We start from the raw sequence: 20,914 nt of genomic DNA on the forward strand, positions 1-20,914 counted from the left end.
CGGTGAGCTTGGGCGGTGCGGGGTCCGGGCGGGATCAGCCGGCGGTGGCGGCGGGCGCGCCGGCCGAGGCGCGCAGGGCCGCGCGCGCCTCGGGCGACATCGCGGCCAGCGTGCGCTGCAGGCCGGCCAGCGTTTCCAGCTGCGCGGGGTCGGCGCTGGCGGCGCGCAGCGCGGTGGCCAGCGCGGCGGCGCTGGGCGCGTCGAACACCGCGCCGGGCGCGATCTCCTGCTTGAGCAGCTTGCGGATGCGCGCCACCAGCTTGATGACCAATAGCGAATGGCCGCCGGCCTCGAACAGGTCGTCGGTCACGCGCAGCGCGGGGGCGTCGAGCAGCTCGCGCATCTGTTCGAGCAGCAGCGCTTCGAGCGCGTCGGCCGGCTCGCGGGCGATGGCGCCGGCGGGCGCATCGTCTCCGGGCAGCGCGCGCGTGGCCAGCGCGCGCCGGTCGACCTTGCCGTTGGGCAGGCGCGGCAGCTCGGCCACCGCGATCCAGTGCGCGGGCACCATCGGTTCGGGCAGGCGCGCGGCCAGCGCCGCGCGCAGGGCAGCGCGGCGGGCGCCGCCGAGCGGGACGGCGCTGTCGTCGTCGGGCACCAGCCAGGCGGCCAGGCGCGTTTCGCCGGTGGCGCCGTCCGGCCCGGCCATCGGCACCACCGCGGCCTGGCGCACGCCGGGCAGCGCCAGCAGCGCGTGCTCGATCTCGCCGCACTCGATGCGGAAGCCCCGCACCTTGAGCTGGCCGTCGGCGCGGCCGGCCAGTTCCAGGCCGCCGCGCGGCAGGTAGCGCGCGAGGTCGCCGCTGCGGTAGAGGCGCTCGCCCGCGCGGCGCGGATGCGGCACGAAGGCGTCGCTGTCGCGGCCCAGGTAGCCGCGGCAAAGCTGGGCGCCGCCGAGGTAGAGCTCGCCGGTCTCGCCGGCCGCGGCCAGTTCGCCGGCGGCGTTGAGCACGTGCGCCTCGCAGTTGGCCAGCACGGTGGTGAGCGGCAGGCCGGCGCCGGGGTCGTTGGCGGCGTCGCTGGCGTCGTCGGCATCGGCGGCATCGTCGGCATGCACGAGGATGCCGACCGTGGTCTCGGTCGGGCCGTAGTGGTTGCACAGGCGCGCGGCGGGCGCGCGGCGGCGCAGGCGGGCCAGCAGCGCGGGCGACGCGCTTTCGCCGCCCAGCACGATGGCGGCGCCGGCGGGCAGCGGCGCGCCGGCGCTGTTGTCTTCGTTGTCGTGCTCGCTGTCGCCGAGCAGCGCGTCGAGGTGCGACGGCACCATCTTCAGGCAGTCCGGGCGCTCGCGCGCGAGGAAGCGGGCGAAGGCGGCGGCGTCCTGCGTGTCGGCGTCGTCGGCCACGCACAGACAGGCGCCGTGCCACAGCGCGCCGAACAGCGTGGTGTTGCCCAGGTCGGCGGCCACGGTGGAGGTCAGCGCGAAGCGCTCGCAGCGGTCCAGGCCCAGCGCGTGGCCGGCGGCGGCGGCGTAGTTGAGCAACTGGCCGTGCTCGATCACCACGCCCTTGGGCGTGCCGGTGGAGCCGGAGGTGTAGAGCACGTAGGCGGGCTGGCCGGCGGCGATGTCCGGCTCGCCGGCATCGGCTGGCGCCGTGGCGCTGTCCGCCAGCAGCGCGGCCACGTCGACGTGCGGCGGCAGGTCGGCGGTCTCATCGGTGTCATCGGCGCCGCCGGGCAGGTGGCTCGCCTCGGCCAGCACCAGCGTGGCGCCGGCATCGGCCAGGATCCGCGCGCGGCGCGGCGCCGGCCACGACGGGTCCAGCGGCAGGTAGGCGCCGCCCGCGCGCAGCACGGCCAGCAGCGCCAGCACCAGTTCGCCGCCGCGCGGCAGCAGCAGGCCGACCGGCGCGCCGCGGCGCAGGCCGAGGGCGGGCAGGCGCGCGGCCAGCGCGTCCACGCGCTGGTTCAGCGCGCGGTAGTCCAGCTGCAGGCCGGCGGCGCTCAATGCGTTCTGGTGCGGACGCTCGCGTCCCCATTGCGCCAGCCGCTGCGGCAGCATCCGCGTGCCCGCGTCGAGCGGCGCGGCGTGCATGGCGGCGGCGCGCGCGGCGTCGGCGGCGGTGGCCAGCGGCAGCGCGCCGATGGCGGTGCCGGGCCGCGCGCGCAGCGTGTCCAGCAGCGTGCGGTACTGGTCCAGCAGGCAGCTCATGGCGTCGGCGCGGTAGCGCGCGCCGTCGTAGTGGAGGGCGAACTGGCGCGGCGCGCCATGTTCGTCCTCGCGGATTTCCAGCGCCAGCTCGAAGCCGGGCAGCGCTTGCGGCGGCTGCGCCTGCCAGTGCGGGCCGCCGCGCGCCGGCATGGCCGGCGGCAGCGTGGCGAGGGCGAAGCCGATGCGGCCGGGCGCGCCGGCGGCGGCGTCGGCCGGGCAGTGCTCGCGCCAGTCCAGGTGGCTGCCGGCCTGCGCGGCAAGCTGCGCGAGCCAGTGCGCGAACGGCGCGTCCGGGTCGGGGCGCACCGCCAGCGGCAGCACCGCTTCGTAGCGGCCCACCGCGCCGGCCAGCGCGTCGAAGTCGCGGCGGCAGTCGTGCAGCCAGCCGGCGGCGAACGCATCGGCCGGGTCCAGGCGCCACAGCAGCAGCCACCAGGCGGCTTGCAGCGCGAGCGGCAGCGGCTGGCCGAGCGCCTGCGCCCAGGCTTGCAGCGCGGCGGCCTCATCGCTGCCGATCCGCGCGTTCAGCTCGGCCGGCGCCGGCGCCGCGTGCGGCGCGGCGCGCTGCCACGGCAGGCGCGGCGCGTCCAGCGCGGCGAGCGCGCCGGCGATGCCGTGCCAGTAGTCGTGGCCGGCCTGCGCGTTGTCCTGGGCCAGGCCGGCGGTCCATTCGAGGTAGTCGGCGTAGGCGAGCGGGGCCTCCTGCGGGTCCTCGGCGGCGTTGGCGTCTTCGCCGGCATAAGCCCGCGCCAGTTCGCGGTACAGCGTGACGAGGCTGGCGCCGTCGGCGGCGAGCGGGCTGGCGGCCAGCAGCAGCTGGTGGTGGTCGGGGCCGAGCGGCAGCAGCGTGGCGCGCAGCGCGGGCAGGGGAGCGGCGGGGTTGGCGGGAGCGGCGGGAGCGGCGATGGCATCGGCCGCCTCGGCTGCCTCGGCCCATTGCGGCGGCACGCCCTCGAAGCGCTGGCGCAGGCCGCGCAGCCCCTCGGCGTGGCCGAAGGCGAGGCCCAGGCTGGGGTGGCGCGCGGCCACGCGCAGCAGCGCGTCGCGCAGGCGCGGCACGTCCAGCGGGCCGCGCAGCGTGGCGGCGAGCGTGACCGGCGCGGTGGCGCGCGCTTCGCGCGCGCGCTGTTCGCGGCCCAGCGGCTGGGCCGCGGCGGAGAAGTCGTGGACGATGGCGTTCATCGCTTCAGCCCTCCGTGCCGGCGGTGGTGGCGGCAGCGGCCGCATCGGCGGCGGCGCTGCCGGCGAGCGGGCGCAGCGCGTGGCGCTCGAACATCTCGCCCATCGCCACCACGATCTTGCGCGGGCCCTGGAAGGGGTCGCGGGCGTGCGCGGCGAGCATGTTGTCGAGCATCACCACGTCGCCCTGGCGCCAGTCGAAGCGCACCGCGCAGGCTTCGTAGAGCTCGCCGAGCAGCGCCATCACGTCGTCGCCGATGGGGCTGCCGTCGCCGAACGTGACCTGGCGCGGCATGCGCTCGGCGCCGACGATCTCCAGCAGGTCGCGCCGCACCTCGGGGTCCAGGCAGGCGGTGTGGTGCAACTGGACCTGGTTGAAGAAGCTGCGCTCGCCGGTCACGGGATGGGCGATCACCGCCGGGCACAGCTCGCGGGTCTGCAGGGTGTCGGCGTCGAGCCAGCGGAAGTCGGTGCCGGAGGCGCGCAGGCGCGCTTCGACCTCGGCGCGCTCGGCGGTCTTGAAGAAGTCGCGCCAGCTCACGTCGAGCTTGTCGTTGAAGGTGCGCACGTAGCGCAGCTGCCGGCGCTCGAACTGCTCGGCCAGCGCGCGCGGCAGGCGGCGGTACATCTCGCGGCAGTCGACGATGGGCGTGGCGCCGCCCACCGGCGCCGGCAGCTCGCAGAAGAACCACTGCTTGCGCGGCCAGCGCGACAGGTGGGCGCTTTCGTTGTGGTAGAGGATCATCTCGCGCTCGGGGTAGGGCGTGGAGCGGTAGGTGTTGCGTCCGCCTTCCTTCTTGGGCAGGTCGCCGTAGGCGCCGTACAGGCCGGGCTCGATGGCCTCGGCGAAGGCTTCGAACTCCTGCGGCGTGCGCAGGCCGAAACCGCGCAGCAGGATGCCGCCGTGGCGGCACAGCGTGGACTCGATGTAGTCGCGCTGCGCGCGCGCCCAGCCCACCGCGTCGATGTCGCTGGTGCCGGGCTCGATCACGATGGGGAAGGTCTTGCCGGGGGCGAGGAAGGAGGTCGCCACCAGCGCGCGCGCGGTGGTGGCCACCGCGGGTGAGGCGGATGAGGCGGACGGGGCCGCCGGCGCGCGGCGGGTCAGTTGCTTGAGCTTGTCGAGCTTGCTGCTGGGACTTGGGCTGGGCGTCATGGCGGTATGGATGATGTCGTTGGCTTCGATGGAGCGGGTGGCGTGGCCGGCCGCGCCGGGCAGGGCGAAGGCGGGCAGCGGCCGGTCGGGATCGGCCACGGCCTGCGCCAGCACGGCGGCATAGGCTTCGGCCAGCGCCGCGGCGGCGGCGGGCGAGAACAGTGCGGTGGCGTAGACCCATTCGGCGCGCAGGCCGCCGGCGTGGGGCTCGAGAAAGACCGCGAGGTCGAACTTGGCGGCGTGCGCCGGCGCGGGCAGGCGGCTGGCGCTCACGCCGTCCATCGCCAGCGTGCCGGCGGGCGTGTTGTGCAGCACGAACAGCACCTGCACCAGCGGGTGCCAGCCGCGCTCGCGCCGCGCCGCGCCCTGGCCGGCGGCCTCGACGATGCGCTCGAACGGCAGCGCCTGGTGGTCGAACGCTGCCAGCGCGCGCGCGCGCACCTGCGCCAGCAGGTCGGTGAAGCGCAGGTCCGCGGCGCAGCGCGCGCGCAGCGGCAGCACGTTGACGAAGAAGCCGATCAGGCCTTCGAGCTCGCGGCGCGGGCGGCCGGCCACGTCGATGCCGACCAGTTGTTCCTCGGCGCCGCCCGCGCGGTGCAGCAGCAGGTGGAAGGCGGCTAGCAGCACCATGTAGCGGGTGGCGCCGTGGGCGTGGGCGAGCGCGTCGGCCTGCGCCAGCAGCGCGGCGGGCAGGGTGGCGTGGCAGGCGGCGCCGGCCGTGGATGCCACCGGCGGGCGCGGGTAGGTGGTTGGCAGCGTGGGCGCCTGCGGCGCGCCTTGCAGGGCGCCGCGCCAGTAGTCGGCGTCGGCGCGCAGCTGCGCCTGCCGCGCGGGCGCCTGCTGGTGGACCGCGTAGTCGGCGTACTGGATCGGCAGCGGCGGCAGCGCGGCGGCGGCGCCGGCCCGCGCGGCGTTGTAGCCGGCGGCGAATTCGTCGAGCAGCACGCCGACCGACCAGCCGTCGCCGGCGATATGGTGCAGCGTCAGCAGCAGCGCGTGGTCGTCGGCGGCCAGGCGCGCGAGGCGCGCGCGCAGCGGCGGCGCGTGAGCGAGGTCGAACGGCTCGCGCGCCTGCGCCTCGGCCAGCTCGCGCAGGGCAAGTTCGCGCTGCGCCGGGCCGAGCGTGGCGAGGTCGCTGAGCGGCACCTCGAGCGCCAGCGTGGCGGCGATGCACGCATAAGGCTCGCCGTGGGCGTCGGCGCGATAGGCGGTGCGCAGGATCTCGTGGCGCGCCACCAGCGCGTTCAGGCTGGCGCGCACCGCGTCGGCGTCGAGCGCGCCCGTCAGGCGCAGGCCGCCGGCCATGTTGTAGGTCCAGCGCGCCGCGGCGCCGCCGATGCGGTCGACCAGCCACAGGCGGTGCTGGGCTGGCGCCAGCGGCATGTCGGGGTGGCGCGGGGCGGGGGCGATGGCGTCGTGGAGGTCGGCCGCGTTGCCGCCGGCCTTGTTGTCCGCGCTGCGGTCGATGCGGTCCATGCTGTCGAGCGCCTCGGCGCAGGCGGCCAGCGTGGGATGGTCGAACAGCAGGCGCAGCGGCACCGCCGCGCCATGCCGCTCGCGCAGCCGCGCCACCAGCCGGGCGGCGGCCAGCGAGTTGCCGCCGCTGGCGAAGAAATGCGCGTGGCGGCCGGCGGGGGCGTGGCCGAGCAGTTCCTGCCACAGCGCGGCCAGCGCCAGCTCGGTGGTGCCGCGCGGGGGCTCGGCCCGGGCTTGGTCGCCCGCATCGGCCGGCGCGCCGCCGCGCGTGAACGCGCCGTGCGCCCACACCGCGCAGGCATCGAGGCTGTCGTCGAGCCAGCCCTGGCGGCAGGCGGCGCGCTGCAGCTTGCCGCTGGAGGTCTTGGGCAGGGCGCCGGGATTGAGCAGCAGCGCCACCGCCAGCGGCTCGCCGCAGGCATCGCCCACGGCTTCGGCCAGCGCCTGCACCAGCGCGCCGTGGCCGACGCGGCGCTGCTCGGGGCGCGAGATTTCCACGGCGAGGCCGATGCCCTCGCCGTGGCCCGCCGCCACCGCGAAGGCCGCCACGCGGCCCGGCCGGGCGCTGGCCACGCGGGTCTCCACGGCGCGCTCGATGTCCTGCGGGTAGAGGTTCTGGCCGCGCACGATGATGAGGTCTTTGCGGCGGCCGGCGATATAAAGCTGGCCGTCGCGGCGCAGGCCGAGGTCGCCGGTGCGCAGCCAGGCCGCACCGTCATCGGTGCCGGCGAAGCTTTCCGCCGTGGCCCGCGGGTTGCGCCAGTAGCCGCGCGTCACGCTGGCGCCGCGCACCTGGATCTCGCCCACGGCGCCGTCGGGCAGGGCGCGGCCGCCGGCATCGGCGATGCGCACCGCGTGGCCGGCGCGCGCGAAGCCGCAGGCCACCAGTTCGGTGGCGGCCGGCGCGGCGTCCTGGCCGCCGGGCACGTCGTCGCCGGCCGGCATGCCTTGCCCGCGCGCCAGCGCCGCGGTGTCGAAGCGCGTGCTGGCCATGCCCTTGCCGCGCTCGCCGCCGGTGACGAACAGCGTGGCCTCGGCCAGGCCGTAGCAGGGGTAGAGCGCGCCGGCGCGGAAGCCCGCCCCGGCGAAGCGCTGCGCGAACGCGCGCAGGGTGTCGGCGCGCACCGGCTCGGCGCCGGAGAAGGCCAGCGCCCAGCTCGACAGGTCCAGCCCTTCGAGCTGGGCGTCGCGCACGCGCTCCACGCACAGGCGGTAGGCGAAGTCGGGCCCGCCGGACACCGTGCCGCGATGGCGCGAGATGGCCTGCAGCCAGCGTGCCGGGCGCTCCAGGAACAGCCGCGGCGGCATCAGCACCACCGGCGTGCCGGTGTGGATCGGCTGCAGCAGGCCGCCGATCAGCCCCATGTCGTGGTACAGCGGCAGCCAGCTCACCATCACGTCGCCGGGCGCCACGGCCATGCCGGCCTGGATCGCGGCCTCGTTGGCCATGACGTTGCCGTGGCTGACCATCACGCCCTTGGGCGAGGCGGTGGAGCCGGACGTGTATTGCAGGAAGGCGAGCGTGTCGGGCGTGGCCGCGAACGGTTGCCAGCCGGCCGGCGGCGGCGCCAGCGGCGCGTCGGCCAGCACCACGCGCGCGCGCGGGGCGATGGCGGCCAGCGTGTCGCCGTGGGCTTCGGCCTGCGCGGTGGTGGTCAGCAGCACGCCGGCGGCGGCGTCGGCGGCGATGGCGCGCAGGCGGCTGACCTGGGCCGCGCGCATGGCGCCGGGCTCGAACGCGGGCACGGCCACGAGGCCGGCGTAGAGGCAGGCGAAGAAACCGGCCACGTAGTCGATGCCGCTGTCCATCAGCAGCAGCACGCGCTCGCCGGGCGCGGCGTGCCCGCCCAGGCCGGCGGCCAGCGCGCGCGCGCGGGCGTCGAGCGCGGCGTAGCCGTGGCGCTGCTCGCCGGCGTCGTCGAGGGTGATCAGCGCCGTGTCGCCGGCGCGCTGCGCGGCCAGGCGGCCGAGGTGGGCCACCAGCGTGGCCGGGACGTTCGGATCGGGCTGCATGCTTGGATCGGCTTTCCAGGAAAACGGTTGGCGTGGGAGGGTGGCGCCGCGCGCGGCGTTCAGGCGGGCACGGGGCGGGCCGCGGCGGCGGGCACGGCCGGCAGTTCGGCCAGCGGTTCGGCCAGCAGTTCGGTCACACGGGTCAGCACGGCGCCCTGATGCTGGTGGAGGAAGAAATGGCCGCCGGCAAACCAGTCCAGCGTGTGGCCGGCGCTGGTCTCCGGCGCCCAGGCCTGCAGCTCGGCGGCGCCGATGGCGTCGTCGCGCCCGGCCAGCACGTGCAGCGGCACCGGCAGCGGCGCCGTGTCGGTGTGGCGGAAGCTTTCGCAGACGCGGTAGTCGGCGTCGAGCACGTCGAGCGTGAGGCGCAGCAGCTCGGCGTCGGCGAACACCGCCTCGGGCGTGCCGCCGTGCTTGCGCAGCTCGGCCGTCAGCGCGGCGTCGCCGCGCAGCGCGGCCAGGCGCCGCGGATCGCGCCGGCTGGGCGCGGCGCAGCCGGACACCAGCAGGCGCCGCGGCAGCGCGTGGCCGCGCTCGCGCAGCAACTGGCAGACGCGGTAGGCCAGCAGGCCGCCCATGCTGTGGCCGAACAGGGCGTAATCGGGCGTTGTGCCCCCGCTTCTGTCGCTACTTGCGCCACGTCCGAGCCGCGCGCCGGCGGCGCCGGCGAGGTCGGCCGCCAGCGCTTCGAAATCGCGCAGCAGCGGCTCGGCCAGGCGCGCGCCGCGCCCGGGCGGCTCGAGCGGCACCAGTTCCACGCGGGCCGGCAGCAGCCGGCGCCAGCGCAGGTAGGCGGTGGCGCTGGCGCCGGCGTAGGGCAGGCAGAATAGCAGCAGGCCGGCCATGCTCAGGCGTCTGCCGCGGCTTGTTCCTTCGCTTGTTCCTCCATATGGCGGCGCAGGCTCAGCGGCCGCATGTCGGTCCAGGTGCGCTCGATATGGTCGAGGCACGCCTGGCGGTTGCCGCTGAAGCCGGCGGCGCGCCAGCCGCCCGGCACGGGCTTGTAGTCGGGCCAGATGGAGTACTGCTCTTCGTGGTTGACGAGGACCAGGAAGGTGGCGTCGTCGCGGTCGAAACTCATGGTGGCTCCCGTATCTGTCGTGGCGGTCATGCAATGCGCTATCGCGGCCACGCCGGCGTTTCGGGCGGCATGGCGCGCATCACTGAGTTGGACGAAGCAGGGGAGCGGAAATTTAGACGGGGACGCCGCGATGGGCAGAGAGAGCCGCCGGAGAGCGAAGCGGCGCCCAGCACGTTTGCCGGTTTGCCGCTAGCATGTAGCCCTGCGCGCCCCCCGGCCGGCCCTGTCCCGTGCCGGCACGCGGCGCCGCCGCGTCGTACCGGCTTCCTTTTCCCCCTATCCATGTCCTCCCAAGCTCCAGTTACCAACCGCCCCCTGGTCATCGCGGCCGTGATGGCGTCGATGGCGATGGTCGCGCTCGAAGCGACCATCGTCTCCACGGCCATGCCGCAGATCGTCACGCAGCTCGGCGGGCTGCGCCTGTATAGCTGGGTGTTCTCGTCGTTCCTGCTGACCCAGACCGCCATGACCGTGGTGTTCGGCAAGCTGGCCGATCTCTACGGGCGCAAGCCGGTCATCCTGGCCGGCATCGCGGTGTTCCTGCTGGGCTCGGTGCTGGCGGGCTTCGCCTGGTCGATGCCGGCGATGATCGTGTTCCGGCTGCTGCAGGGCGCCGGCGCCGGCGCCATCCTGCCGGTCACGCTGACCATCGTCGGCGACCTCTATCCCGCGCACGAGCGCGGCAAGGTGCAGGGCTACCTGGCCAGTGTGTGGGCGGTCTCGGCGGTGCTCGGGCCGATGGCGGGCAGCCTCATCATCGGCAAGCTGTCGTGGGCGTGGATCTTCTGGATCAACCTGCCGATCGGCGTGCTGGCCGCGCTGGGCTTCGTCGCTTTCCTGCACGAGCAGCCGTTGCGCAAGCGCCCGGCCATCGACGCCGCCGGCGCCGCGTATTTCACCGTGGCGGTGGCGGCGCTGATGATGGTGCTGACCGATGCCGGCGCGGCGGGCGCGGGCCGGCTGGCCGTGGAGATCGCCGTGCTGGGCGCGAGCCTGCTGCTGTTCGTGCGGCAGGAGCGCCGCGCGGCCGATCCGATGATCTCGTTCCGCCTGTGGGGCCACCGCCCGGTGCTGGCCTGCAACGGCGCCACGCTGTTCTCCGGCATGGCGCTGATGGGGCTGACCACCTTCCTGCCGATGTACGTGCAGGTGGCGATGGACCGCACGCCGGTGGTGGCCGGCTTCGCGCTGACCATGATGATGGTGGGCTGGCCCGCCGGCGCCACCATTTCGTCGCGCACCTTCCACCGCATCGGCCTGCGCCGCCTGCTGATCGGCGGCAGCCTGTTCCTGCCGGCCGGCGCGCTGGTCTTCGCGCTGCTCACGCCCGGGAGCAGTCCGGCGCTGGCGGGCCTGGGCTCGCTGGTGATGGGCTTCGGCATGGGCATCCAGAGCGTGTGCTCGCTGGTGCTGATCCAGGAGATCGTGCCGCTGGCCGACCGTGGCAGCGCCACCGCCTCCAACCTGTTCGCGCGCAACCTGGGCAACACGCTGGGCGCGGCGCTGCTGGGCGCGGTGCAGAACTTCGGCATGCACCATGCCGCGGGCCTGGGCGTGGTCAGCACCGAGCAGCTGCGCCAGGTGCTCGACGGCGCCGGGCGGCACCTGGCCGGCAGCGCGCCGGTGCGCGAGGCGCTGCATCATTCGCTGCACGTCACCTTCCTGGCGATGCTGGTGATCGCGCTCGGCGCCATCGCGGCGATGCTGCTGCTGCCGGGCATCGAGATCGCGCGCCGGCAGGAAGTGCCGGCGGAATAGCGCGCGGGGCGGGCGGGACCTGCCCCGGGGGCGGGCGGCACCCGGGCGCCGGCGCACCGTGCAAGCATCGGGCATCGGTGCGATAATCGCGGTCTTTTCCGCGATTCTCCCGGGCGGCAGCCGTTCGTTTCGCCCTCCGCCTGCCCGTGCGCCACTCATGCTACCTGCCCTGAAGGCTTTCATCGTGCCCGTGATCGTCGCGTGCGCGATGTTCATGGAAAGCCTGGACGCCAACGTGATCGTGACCGCGCTGCCCGAGATGGCGCGCGCCTTCGGCCACGATCCGGTCACGCTCAAGATCGCCGTCACCAGCTATGTGCTCGGGCTCGGGGTGTTCATTCCGGTGTGCGGCTGGCTGGCCGACCGCTACGGCGCGCGTTCGGTGTTCCGCGCGGCGATCGGCATCTTCGTCGCCGGCTCGATCCTGTGCGCGGTGTCCACGTCGCTGCTCGCGTTCACGGTGGCGCGCTTCATCCAGGGCGTGGGCGGGGCGATGATGGTGCCGGTGGGCCGCATCATCATTTTCCGCGTGGTGGAGCGCTCGGAATACATCCGCGCCATGAACTACCTGAGCGTGCCCGCCATGCTCGGGCCGGCGGCGGGGCCGCTGCTTGGCGGCTTCATCACCACCTATCTCCACTGGCGCCTGATTTTCCTCATCAACATCCCGGTCGGCATCCTCGGCATCTATCTGGCCAACCGCTACATCAAGAACACGCACGAGCCGCATCCCGGCCCGCTGGACTGGACCGGCTTCGTGCTCTCGGCGGGCGGCGCGTCGCTGTTCCTGCTCGGCCTGTCGCTGGTCGACGGCGGCCTGGCCTCGGCCCGGGTGGCGCTGGCGATGGCGCTGGCCGGCGTGGCGATGCTGGCGGTCTACGCCTGGTACGCATACCGCGTGCCGCGGCCGCTGCTGGACCTGCGCTTCTTCCGCGTGCCGACCTTCCAGGCCAGCGTGCTGGGCGGCTCGCTGTTCCGCATCGGGCTGGGCGCGGTGCCGTTCCTGCTGCCGCTGGTGCTGCAGGAAGGGCTGGGCATGAGCGCGTTCCGCTCGGGGCTGATCACCTGCGCCTCGGCGTTCGGCGGCATGTTCATGCGCACGCTCGCGTCCAAGGTGCTGGGGCGCTTCGGTTTCCGCAACACGCTGATGTACAACGCGGCGCTTTCGGGCCTCGCCATCGCGGCGTGCGGCGCGTTCTTTCCGGGCACGCCGACGTGGGCGATCTGGCTGGTGGTGCTGCTGGGCGGCTTCTTCCCCGCGCTGCAGTTCACCAGCCTCAATTCGATGACCTATGCCGAGATCAAGAGCGCCGACGTGGGCCGCGCCACCAGCCTGGGCAGCGTGGTGCAGCAGATCTCGCTCGGCCTGGGCGTGACGATCAGCGGCATCGTGCTGGAGATCACGCGCACGGTGAACGGCCATGCGGCGCTGCAGTGGTCGGATTTCTGGCCGGCCTTCATCGTGGTGGGGCTGTGCTCGTTCGCGTCGATTCCCGTCACGCGGCGGCTTGCCCATGACGCCGGCGCCGACATTTCCGGCCGCGCGCGCGTCAATGCGCGGGCGGCGGGAAAGGCGTAGCGGCGCGCCTCAGAACTGCCGGCGGTACACCACGAAGCCCGATTTCTCGGCCACCGCGTCGTACAGGCGCATGGCGGTCTGGTTGGTTTCGTGGGTCTGCCAGTAGACCCGCTTCGCGCCGTCCTCTTGCGCGCGCCGGTAGACCGCCCCGATCAGCGCGCGGCCCACGCCGGCGCCGCGCGCGGCCTCGGCGGTGAACAGGTCCTGCAGGTAGCAGCTCGGGCCGATCTGGATGGTGCTGCGGTGGTAGAGGAAATGCACCAGGCCCAGCAGCCGGCCGCCGCGCTCGGCCACCAGCGCGTGCACGGGCTCGTAGGCATCGAAGAAGCGCGACCACGTCATGCGCGTGATGTCCTCCGGCAGCGCGGTCGGCCCGTGGCGGCCATAGAAGGCGTTGTAGCCATCCCATAGCGCTTTCCAGGCCGGGTAGTCGGCCTGGCTGGCGGGGCGGATCAGGAGCGGGTCGGTCACGGCGTCATCCTCGCGGCGGGGCAAAGTCCGCAGTATGGCACCGATGCGCGCGCGGCCCGCCGCGTTCTCGCGCTCACGCCTCGGTCGGCGAAGGGGCCGGCGTGTAGCGGGCCTTGCCGCCGCGCTTGGCCTCGTACAGTGCCATGTCGGCGCGCATGAACAGTTCGTTGGCGGTCTGGCCGTCCCGGGGGTCGTGCACGGCGAAGCCGACGCTGGCGGTCGCCACGATGGTATGGCCCTCGATGAAATGCGGGCGCCGCGCCGCGTGCACGATGGCCTGCGCGATGCGCTCCAGGCTTGCCGTGCCGGTGGCGTCGTCGAGCACGATGCCGAACTCGTCGCCGCCGATGCGCGCCACGCCGTCGCCGGCGCGCACGCAGGCCGACAGGCGCTCGCCGAAGGCCGCCAGCAGCTGGTCGCCCACGGCGTGGCCGTAGCTGTCGTTGATGGTCTTGAAGTCGTCCACGTCCACCAGCATCAGCGCGGCGTCGCGGCCGGTGGCGCCGGCGCGCGTCATGGTCTCGGCCAGGCACCGGTCGAAACCCTTGCGGTTGAGCAGGCGGGTCAGGTGGTCGGTCAGCGTCTGCGCCTCCAGGCTGCGGATGCGCTGGCGTTCGGTGGTCACGTTGCGGGCGAACATGTACAGGCCCTGCACCGTGTCGCCGGCATCGTTCCAGGCCGGCTGGTAGGTGACTTCCATGCACTCGCCGCCGTCCTGGCCTTCGAGGCTGAACGTGGCCGAGGCGCCCAGGTAGGCCTGCGCCAGGTACGGCTGCGACGCCACGTAGGTCGGCGTGCCCCACAGCTCGCGCAGCGTGAGCCCCACGATCTGCCGCGCTGGCAGGCCGAAGCGCCGCGCATAGGCTTCGTTGACGAAGACATAGCGCTCGTTCACGTCGATGAACGAGACGAAGTCCGGCACGTGGTTGGCGATGGCCTCGATGCGCTTCTCGCTCTCGGCGGCCTGGTCGCGGGCGGCGTAGAGCGCGGCCTCGCGCTCGGCAAGCTGCCGCATCACCGTGCCGAAGGTGGTCGCCAGCTCGCCGATCTCGTCGTTGCGCCCGGTGGGCAGGGCGGCCAGCGCGGCCGGGTTGCCGGGCGCCTCGCCCACCACGCGGTGCAGCAGCTCCAGCGGCGCCAGCATGCGGCGGATCACCAGCCACATCAGCAGCGCCGCCACCACCAGCGAGAAGCCGGCGGTCAGGATGGTCTTGCTGCGCACCTCCAGCAGCGGCGCATAGGCTTCCCTGGCGGGCAGCACGGACACCACCTCCCAGCCGTTGGTCTCCAGCAGGTGGCGCGCCACGATGGGCTGGCTGGGGCTCACGACCTCCCACGCGGCGCGCGGCGTCTCCAGCCCGCAGTTGTCGCCGATCGCCCTGGCCGGGGCCATCACCTTGCCGGCGTCGGCATGCATGGCATAGCGCGGGTTCTCGCCGGAAGACACCAGGCAATAGCTGCCGGTCAGCCCGATCCGGCTGCGCGCGATCTGGCCGAGGAAGTTGTTCTCCGAGAGGTTCAGCGCGCCGCCCACCACCGCCAGCAGCCTGCCGTCGGGCGCGCGCAGCGGCACCGCCATCACCACGCCGGGCGCGGCGCTCAGCCTGCCGCGCAGCAGGTCCGACACGGCAAACGCCGAGCCGTCCAGGACCTCGCGGAAGTAGTCGCGGTCGCCCAGGTGGATGCGCTGCCCGTCGGGCACGGCGGTGCTGAAGGCCATCTCGCCGTCGGGCCAGACCAGGAACACCGCGTTGAAGTTCTGCGGCATGGACACCGCCTGCGCGGCAAAGCGCTTCATGACGGCGGGCGGCTGGCCGAGCATGGGCTGGAGCTGGCTCGCCAGGCGGCGCAGGTCGGTGGCGCGCGCCTCGAATTTCTCGTCGAGCTGTCCGGCGACCATCCTGACCAGGGTGTCCTGCTGGCTCTGGCGCAGTTCCGTGAGGCCCTGGAAGGCGTAGTACTGCGCGAAGAGCGCGCGCGCCAGGACAATGAGCGTCACCACGACAGCCGTCGCAATGGCTACCCGATACTTTAAGGAGTGCCGCATGATTATCTTGTTATTGGTGTGCGGACCAGCCATGCTGCCCGGCGCGACTCCGCCGGGCTGCCCGTCCTCCGCCGCGAGCGACTGACCCGGTTCACAGGTTAGCAGAAGCGGTGCACCGGCCCGGGCATGCCGCAGCGGCGCGTTGCGATAAGGCCGCGCGAGGCCGGTTCCCGGTGATGCAACCTGCCCACCCGGGCCACGCGCGGGGCTAGAATGCGGCATTCTTCCAACAGTGCCCCGACCGTGCCGCCCGGCGCGTCTTGCCGGGCCGTCCCGTCCACCCCACCAAGCCGCCGCCCATGAGCCTCGAACCCGTCCTGCGCTTCCTCCACATTGCCGGCGTCACCCTGTGGGTGGGCGGCATGTTCTTCGCCTACGTCTGCCTGCGCCCGGCCGCCGGCGCGCTGCTGGAGCCGCCCCAGCGGCTGCGCCTGTGGCGCGCCGTGTTCGCCACCTTCCTCGGCTGGGTGTGGGTGGCGGTGGCCGTCATCGCCGGCAGCGGCGCCATCATGATCGCCCGGGCGGGCATGGCCGCCGCGCCGCCGCACTGGCACCTGATGCTCGGCACCGGCCTGCTCATGATCGCGATCTTCGTCTACGTGTTCGCCGGCCCCTACGGCGCGCTGCGCCGCGCCGTGGACGCGCAGGACTGGCCGGCCGCCGGCGCCGCGCTGGGCCGCATCCGCCGGGCGGTGGGGGTGAACCTGCTGCTGGGCGGGCTCACCATCGCGGTGGCGACGCTGGGGCAGTGGCTGCGCTGACGGGCGGCCTTTCGCGCTGGCGCCAACGACATGCTGATCGCCGCGCACGCGATGGCGCTGGATGCCGTGCTGGTCACGGACAACACCACGGAGTTCTCCCGCATCGGCGGGCTGCGGCTCGAGAACTGGATCGCCTGAACGGAGGCAGTCCGCGGGGGCGCGGCAAGCCATCGCGAGCCTGCCCGCGCTTTCCGGCGTTTGTCAGGCCGCCGCCTCCATCACCGACTCCACCCGGTTGCGGCCCGCGCTCTTGGCGCGGTACAGCGCGAGGTCGGCCCGCCCGACGGCGCCGTCGAGGCGGCGTTCGGCCTTGTCCACGCTCGCTACGCCGATGCTGATGGTCAGGTCGGCCACGCGCTTGCCGAAGAAGCGCGACGACGTTGCCCGCAGGCGCTCGGCCAGCGCCAGCGCCGCCGCCGGGGTGGTGCGCGGCAGCAGCACCAGGAACTCCTCTCCGCCGAAGCGGCCGGGATACGCGCCGGCCGGCAACTCGCGCTTGAGCATGGCGGAGAAATCGGTCAGTACGCGGTCGCCCTCGGCGTGGCCCATGCTGTCGTTGATGTGCTTGAAGTGGTCCAGGTCGATCAGCAGCAGCGCCATCTCGCCGCCATGCCCGGCCATGTGTTCCAGCTCGCGCTGGCCGGCGTCATAGAGCGCGCGGCGGTTGAGCAGTTGCGTGAGCGGATCGGTCCTGGAGAGAATGTCGAGCTCCACGTGCAGGCGCCGCGTGATGACCAGCATGAAGGCGACTGACAGACCGAGGTCCATCAGCGTGTAGGAACCCAGGTAGATGGCCTGGATCAGGTCGTCGGACGCGAACAGCTTCTGCCCGGCCAGCCCCGAGAACAGGCTCGCCACGCAACGCGCCAGCACCACCAGCGTCTGCACTGTCAGCAGGAAGCCGAAGAAGCGCGCGCTGAAATCGCGCCCGCCGTGGCGCAGCACCAGCAGCGCCTGCGTGCCGAAGAACAGGCCCATGACCAGGGTCACGATGGTGACGCGCGCATCGTAGCTCTCGTGCCCGTAGACGAACCACGTCAGCGCCAGCGTGGCCAGCACGACCACGACGGCCGCCGGCGCGCGCGCCTGCGGGCGGCCGTAGAAGGCCTGCGTGCCCAGCGTCCACAGCGCCACCGCGGCGAGCAGCAGGCCGTTGCCCAGCACGATCGAGACCCAGTCCGGCGCTATGTCGCGCAGCCAGAACAGCATCGGCGCCACCACCAGCACCAGCGAGCCGGCCACCCACTCCCCGATGCCGCGGATGCCGCGCGGGAAACTGCGGTACGCCGACAGCAGCACCACCGACATCAAGGCCGACATGATCGATGCAAGGAAGACCGTTGTCTTGAGATCAAGCTGAAGCATCGTGGGCGGCGTATCCCAGGCAGGGGCAGGAGCCTATGCTACCAAAGACCCGCCGCAATGGCATCGCGTTGCCACCGCGCGCGGCGCCGGCGGTCTTCCCGTTTGCCGCGCCGCATGGGGTCCGCGGCAGCCAGGAGCCGTACTCGCGCGCTTTGTCATCTCCCCCTTGCGAGGGGAAGGGAAATGCCGCATGGCTGCTCGCTCGTATTGTTATAATTTTTATATCAAAAACGACCATCGCAGCGGGCCACGCGCGCTGGGCGCCCTGACACACACGGTGCGGGCAATTGCTGGGGAGCGGCATGAGCGACAGGGGAAATGGACTGCCGGCATGGTCCGGAACGGGGGCGTGGATGCAGTCATCCGCATGGCGGGAGGCGAGGGTTTCCGCCAGCCGGGCGCGCACCGCGCCGGAGGACGAGCAGCGCGAAGCGGCGCAGGACAGCGTGGCGGTGACGGTCTCGCGCCATTGCCTGGATACCTACCTGGGGTCCTGCGCGGGCATGGAAGGCAATCCCGCGGCCAGCCTCTGGTTTTGCGATGTCCGCTCCAACAGCGAGCCCGTTGCGCCGGCCAGCATGCTGCTGCCGGTGGCGGCGCCGCTGGTGTGGGACGCGGCGTTCCGCCTGCGGCAGCGCGAGCTGCTCGCGCGCTCGGCCACGCAGCAGAAGATCGCGCGCATCGCCGCCGCGGTGCGCAACGCCGCGGGCGGCATGGCGCCGTGCGAGGCCAAGGAATACTTCGAGCAGCATCTCTACGGCCCCGCGGGCCGGGAGTTCAAGCTCACCCTGTTCCCGCTGCCCACCGGCGAGGCCGGCGCCAGGAACTGGACCCGCGTCTACGGCAACCAGCCGGCGCTCAACCCGCAGGAACGCTACCTCGAACTCTGCCGCGACGGCATGCGCTTTCGCGCCATCGGCGCGCTGCGCCGGCAGCGGCAGCCCAAGGTGATCGTCTGCCTGGGCACGCGCAACACCGATGACTTCCTGCGGGCCTTCGGCTTCGGCGGAACTTGCCCGACGCAGCACGTCCTGCAGCCCGCGGACCAGGGCAAGCCGATCCAGGTCTACGTGGACGGGCCCACCACCTTGCTGGTGTGCCCGCCGCTGAGCGGCGCCTCCGGGCTCAACTCCGACGTCCTGCAGGCCGCCTTGGGCAGGTTCGTCGCCGGTTTCATGTAAGGCGCGGGAACCGGCCGGGCGCAAGGCGCGCCCTTGTTGCGCTACGTTCGCGTACCCGCGGCACGCGCCGGCCACAGGCGCAGCAAGGCCTTCATCGCGTAGATCACGATCAGCGTGCCGGACAGGTCGCCGACGAACATCGCCAGGAAGCCATGCGCCAGTGCCGCGCGATTGCCGCGCAGCGCGAACCAGATGTGGTGCAGCAGCGGATTCGTCACCGCATATGCCAGCACGAACGCCAGCAGCCGCGCCGGCGTCAGGTTGGTCAGCGACGTCCGCAGGCCGAACGCATGCCGGGCAAGCCGGTAGACCAGGTACGGCGCCGCGCTCGCCAGGATGGCGCCGATGACCGCGCGCGCGGGATCGTCCGGAAAAAGATAAAAGGCATTGACCAGCAACGAGGCAATCAGCAGCCCCGCCGCTCCCGCCGCGCCGAACAAAAGCGTGCATAGCAGCCGGACGCCCGCCGGTAAATAAATCCAATTAATTCCAGGCACAAATTCCAAATGCTGGAAAAGCCACTCATTTAGTGCCATCGCCAAAACAAAGAAAACAATTGTGACGAAGGCCATACTTAACTGGAGGCGAACATGGGGCATTGCCGTAAAATGCATCAGGGCATATAAAAAAAGGGCCTGATGATAGTCGATCCCGCGCGCCGGATACCGCGCTCCGTTTCCCGCAGGATGCCGTCGTGACGCGGCCGGCAGACATCTACCTGCGTTTTCTCCAGTTGGCCGAAGCAGTGCGGGGCTTGCCCTCGCTGCCGGCGCTCGACCCCCTCGAAGAACGGATTCTCGAACTGATCGCGCGTACCAGCCAGGCGCAGCAGCGCCTGTCGGTCAGGGACATGATGGCCCGCAGCGAACTGGGATCGCCCGCCACCCTGCACGCCCGTCTGAAGTCCATGCGCGAGAAAGGCTGGATCATGCTGACGGACACCGAGGACGCCCGCCGCAAGCAACTCGGGCTGACGCCCGAAGCGTTGCGCCATTTCGACAGGCTGTCCGAATGCCTGGTCAACGCGACGAAAAGTCCCTGAACGAAAATCCCTGAACGCCGCGGGCGCGCAATGCGCGCGGCGCCCCGGCGCCAGATGCACGCAGTGCCGTCAGCCCTTCTGCGATTCCCTGGCCGGGCCGCGCGCGTCGCGGCGCCGCAAGGTCTCGCTGGCCACCGATTCCGACAAGAACAGCCACAGCGTGCGCACGCGGATCACGCCATCGCCGGGGCCGTCGTGCGTCAGGCGGCCCGCCACCTCCTCCAGTCTGGCGAACATCTCCGGGCGCAAGCGCGCGCGCAGTGCCTTCAGCTCGGCGGCCGGCACGGCAACCTCGTCGCGGTTGCCGAACACCACGCGCCCGACGACGAACAGCACCGCGCCCAGCACCGCGGCGCCGATCCCCACGTTCTGGAAATCCTCGAGGTGGAAGCTGCTCGCCGCGAAGCACAGCACCGCCACCACCGCCGACAGCATGAAGGCCGCGCGTAGCACCACGAAGCCGCGCGGCTGCGAGATACGGCGGGTCAGCTCGCGCACGGCGTCGATTTCGTCTTGCTCCAGGACGTTGAGGACATTGGTGGTCGAAACTTTCATTGTTTTTACTAGGTCTCGTTTCGTCTGGGTACCGCCAGGCCGGCGCGCAGGGGCAAATGGGCAGCGCAGGTGCCCGGTAGGATGGTATTTCCGTATTTTGAGGCCGGGCGGCCATGCCGGCAATCGGGCTTTTACCCGGTATGCGCCCTCAGGGGAGGGGCCAAAAGGATGAATGGAGGGATATTCGGAGGGATATTTGGAGAGATATTCGGGCGGACGGCCGCCCGGCCGCGGCCACCGGCGTCAAAGCCCGAGGCTGGGCACGCGCGGCACTTGTTGCGACCGCACATTGAAATGCGGCTCGCCGAAGGCTTCCAGCAGGCGCGCAATCTCGCGGGCCGAATTCGCGCGCGTGGTGCGGATCTCGCTCAGCCGGCGCGGCGCCGCCGTGCCAGCCACCACGAAATGCCGCCGCACCGTCAGCAGCGACTCACGCGGCGGCGGAATCAGCACCGGATGCGCATCCTGGTCCTTGTAGCTGCCATAGGTCCAGCCCGACGGGGTCAGGTGCGCCTCGACCCAAACCTCGCCGGAAGCCAGCGCATCCGGCGCAGCCGCTTCGCCAATCGTCATCGCCTTGCGCATCGTCCCGCCTCTCGAACATCGGCCAGGCCAGCCGGCGGCATACCGCCGCCAGGCCCGGCTGCCTGAAATCATTTCGCCCGCGCTCTGATTCTGGTTCGTGCGGCGGCGCGCCGGTACCCTGCCTTGGGGGGCATCGCGCAAACGCGGGCAAGCGGGCTGATGAAGCCGCCGCGCCTGTGGTGGCGCGGACATCGTGTTTCTTTCCCCACCAAAGCGTGGCTCCCACCGAAGCAGGGTAAGCGTGGAACCATGCGTCCATCAATAATCCAACCCGGCAAGTGTGACCCCTTGCTAATTCCCGATAGGGTGTAGGCACTCCCCGCGCCTACACCCTCTTTTTTTTGCTTTGCGATACCAGATCGGAAGCCCGGGAAATCGGCGCGAGACATGGGGGGCCGGGCATGAGGCTACAATGTTGCGCTGCGTGTCGTCTTCATTCGCTCGAATGAGACAACGGGACATTACCGTCGGGCAGGGGCCGAGATAAGCTTGGTCATCGCTGCAATCACAGCGATC

General features: G+C 72.4%; 15 protein-coding genes and 1 pseudogene. 6 read left to right on the forward strand and 10 right to left on the reverse strand.

Annotated elements, in window-relative coordinates; translation table 11 throughout:
* Positions 1-34 precede the first annotated feature (34 nt).
* Genes AC3WXD_RS00670 through AC3WXD_RS00685 form a run of 4 tightly spaced genes read right to left on the reverse strand, consistent with a single transcriptional unit; the run spans position 35 to position 9,054 of the window.
* On the reverse strand, positions 35-3,331 hold the full coding sequence (locus AC3WXD_RS00670) for an amino acid adenylation domain-containing protein (protein ID WP_492322794.1): 3,297 nt from the start codon (positions 3,329-3,331) through the stop codon (positions 35-37).
* A 4-nt stretch (positions 3,332-3,335) separates the two neighbouring features.
* Positions 3,336-7,973 (reverse strand): condensation domain-containing protein, encoded by a 4,638-nt coding sequence (locus AC3WXD_RS00675; RefSeq protein WP_492322795.1) that lies wholly within the window; start codon positions 7,971-7,973, stop codon positions 3,336-3,338.
* A 59-nt stretch (positions 7,974-8,032) separates the two neighbouring features.
* Complete coding sequence (locus tag AC3WXD_RS00680; protein WP_492322796.1) at positions 8,033-8,818, reverse strand: thioesterase II family protein; 786 nt, start codon at positions 8,816-8,818, stop codon at positions 8,033-8,035.
* 2 nt (positions 8,819-8,820) lie between these two features.
* Positions 8,821-9,054 (reverse strand): MbtH family protein, encoded by a 234-nt coding sequence (locus tag AC3WXD_RS00685; RefSeq protein WP_020206418.1) that lies wholly within the window; start codon positions 9,052-9,054, stop codon positions 8,821-8,823.
* 282 nt (positions 9,055-9,336) lie between these two features.
* On the opposite strand from AC3WXD_RS00685, the gene AC3WXD_RS00690 reads away from it, so the two are divergent.
* A complete protein-coding gene (locus AC3WXD_RS00690) occupies positions 9,337-10,812 on the forward strand; it encodes an MDR family MFS transporter (protein ID WP_059413925.1) in 1,476 nt (491 codons plus the stop codon).
* 157 nt (positions 10,813-10,969) lie between these two features.
* Complete coding sequence (locus AC3WXD_RS00695; protein ID WP_020206416.1) at positions 10,970-12,391, forward strand: MFS transporter; 1,422 nt, start codon at positions 10,970-10,972, stop codon at positions 12,389-12,391.
* 9 nt (positions 12,392-12,400) lie between these two features.
* Here the strand turns inward: AC3WXD_RS00695 and AC3WXD_RS00700 are convergent, their stop codons facing one another.
* Positions 12,401-12,862 carry a GNAT family N-acetyltransferase gene (locus tag AC3WXD_RS00700; RefSeq protein WP_492322797.1) on the reverse strand — a complete coding sequence of 154 codons (462 nt, stop codon included), beginning with the start codon at positions 12,860-12,862 and terminating at the stop codon, positions 12,401-12,403.
* Between the two features lie 73 nt (positions 12,863-12,935).
* On the reverse strand, positions 12,936-14,909 hold the full coding sequence (locus AC3WXD_RS00705; RefSeq protein WP_454733002.1) for a sensor domain-containing diguanylate cyclase: 1,974 nt from the start codon (positions 14,907-14,909) through the stop codon (positions 12,936-12,938).
* Positions 14,910-15,208: 299 nt separating this feature from the next.
* On the opposite strand from AC3WXD_RS00705, the gene AC3WXD_RS00710 reads away from it, so the two are divergent.
* Positions 15,209-15,670, forward strand: a complete 462-nt coding sequence (locus AC3WXD_RS00710) for a CopD family protein (protein WP_020201561.1) — start codon at positions 15,209-15,211, stop codon at positions 15,668-15,670.
* An 18-nt stretch (positions 15,671-15,688) separates the two neighbouring features.
* Positions 15,689-15,808: pseudogene (locus tag AC3WXD_RS00715) on the forward strand (PIN domain-containing protein); the annotation flags it as partial.
* A gap of 63 nt (positions 15,809-15,871) precedes the next feature.
* Here AC3WXD_RS00715 and AC3WXD_RS00720 read toward each other — a convergent pair.
* The gene (locus tag AC3WXD_RS00720; RefSeq protein WP_492322798.1) at positions 15,872-16,990 is read right to left on the reverse strand and encodes a GGDEF domain-containing protein; all 1,119 of its coding nucleotides are present in this window, start codon (positions 16,988-16,990) and stop codon (positions 15,872-15,874) included.
* Between the two features lie 398 nt (positions 16,991-17,388).
* On the opposite strand from AC3WXD_RS00720, the gene AC3WXD_RS00725 reads away from it, so the two are divergent.
* Complete coding sequence (locus AC3WXD_RS00725; RefSeq protein ID WP_492322799.1) at positions 17,389-18,216, forward strand: transcriptional regulator; 828 nt, start codon at positions 17,389-17,391, stop codon at positions 18,214-18,216.
* Positions 18,217-18,257: 41 nt separating this feature from the next.
* On the opposite strand, the gene AC3WXD_RS00730 is transcribed toward AC3WXD_RS00725, so the two are convergent.
* Positions 18,258-18,788 (reverse strand): hypothetical protein, encoded by a 531-nt coding sequence (locus tag AC3WXD_RS00730; protein ID WP_454733005.1) that lies wholly within the window; start codon positions 18,786-18,788, stop codon positions 18,258-18,260.
* Between the two features lie 122 nt (positions 18,789-18,910).
* Here AC3WXD_RS00730 and AC3WXD_RS00735 point away from each other — a divergent pair, with 122 nt between their 5' ends.
* The gene (locus tag AC3WXD_RS00735; protein ID WP_020201556.1) at positions 18,911-19,258 is read left to right on the forward strand and encodes a winged helix-turn-helix domain-containing protein; all 348 of its coding nucleotides are present in this window, start codon (positions 18,911-18,913) and stop codon (positions 19,256-19,258) included.
* A gap of 69 nt (positions 19,259-19,327) precedes the next feature.
* Here the strand turns inward: AC3WXD_RS00735 and AC3WXD_RS00740 are convergent, their stop codons facing one another.
* Both AC3WXD_RS00740 and AC3WXD_RS00745 read right to left on the reverse strand, forming a co-directional pair.
* Positions 19,328-19,813, reverse strand: coding sequence for a hypothetical protein (locus tag AC3WXD_RS00740; RefSeq protein WP_454733006.1), 486 nt, complete (start codon positions 19,811-19,813; stop codon positions 19,328-19,330).
* A 243-nt stretch (positions 19,814-20,056) separates the two neighbouring features.
* Positions 20,057-20,398 (reverse strand): hypothetical protein, encoded by a 342-nt coding sequence (locus AC3WXD_RS00745; protein ID WP_020201554.1) that lies wholly within the window; start codon positions 20,396-20,398, stop codon positions 20,057-20,059.
* Positions 20,399-20,914 lie beyond the last annotated feature (516 nt).

Source organism: Cupriavidus sp. FW216-B1, from assembly GCF_058789195.1.

Coding starts and splice junctions, on each gene's coding strand:
- AC3WXD_RS00705 (WP_454733002.1), bottom strand. CDS start 14,909: ATGCGGCACTCCTTAAAGTATCGGGTAGCCATTGCGACGGCTGTCGTG.
- AC3WXD_RS00680 (WP_492322796.1), bottom strand. CDS start 8,818: ATGGCCGGCCTGCTGCTATTCTGCCTGCCCTACGCCGGCGCCAGCGCC.
- AC3WXD_RS00740 (WP_454733006.1), bottom strand. CDS start 19,813: ATGAAAGTTTCGACCACCAATGTCCTCAACGTCCTGGAGCAAGACGAA.
- AC3WXD_RS00675 (WP_492322795.1), bottom strand. CDS start 7,973: ATGCAGCCCGATCCGAACGTCCCGGCCACGCTGGTGGCCCACCTCGGC.
- AC3WXD_RS00710 (WP_020201561.1), top strand. CDS start 15,209: ATGAGCCTCGAACCCGTCCTGCGCTTCCTCCACATTGCCGGCGTCACC.
- AC3WXD_RS00690 (WP_059413925.1), top strand. CDS start 9,337: ATGTCCTCCCAAGCTCCAGTTACCAACCGCCCCCTGGTCATCGCGGCC.
- AC3WXD_RS00670 (WP_492322794.1), bottom strand. CDS start 3,331: ATGAACGCCATCGTCCACGACTTCTCCGCCGCGGCCCAGCCGCTGGGC.
- AC3WXD_RS00720 (WP_492322798.1), bottom strand. CDS start 16,990: ATGTCGGCCTTGATGTCGGTGGTGCTGCTGTCGGCGTACCGCAGTTTC.
- AC3WXD_RS00745 (WP_020201554.1), bottom strand. CDS start 20,398: ATGCGCAAGGCGATGACGATTGGCGAAGCGGCTGCGCCGGATGCGCTG.
- AC3WXD_RS00730 (WP_454733005.1), bottom strand. CDS start 18,788: ATGGCCTTCGTCACAATTGTTTTCTTTGTTTTGGCGATGGCACTAAAT.
- AC3WXD_RS00695 (WP_020206416.1), top strand. CDS start 10,970: ATGCTACCTGCCCTGAAGGCTTTCATCGTGCCCGTGATCGTCGCGTGC.
- AC3WXD_RS00685 (WP_020206418.1), bottom strand. CDS start 9,054: ATGAGTTTCGACCGCGACGACGCCACCTTCCTGGTCCTCGTCAACCAC.
- AC3WXD_RS00725 (WP_492322799.1), top strand. CDS start 17,389: ATGCAGTCATCCGCATGGCGGGAGGCGAGGGTTTCCGCCAGCCGGGCG.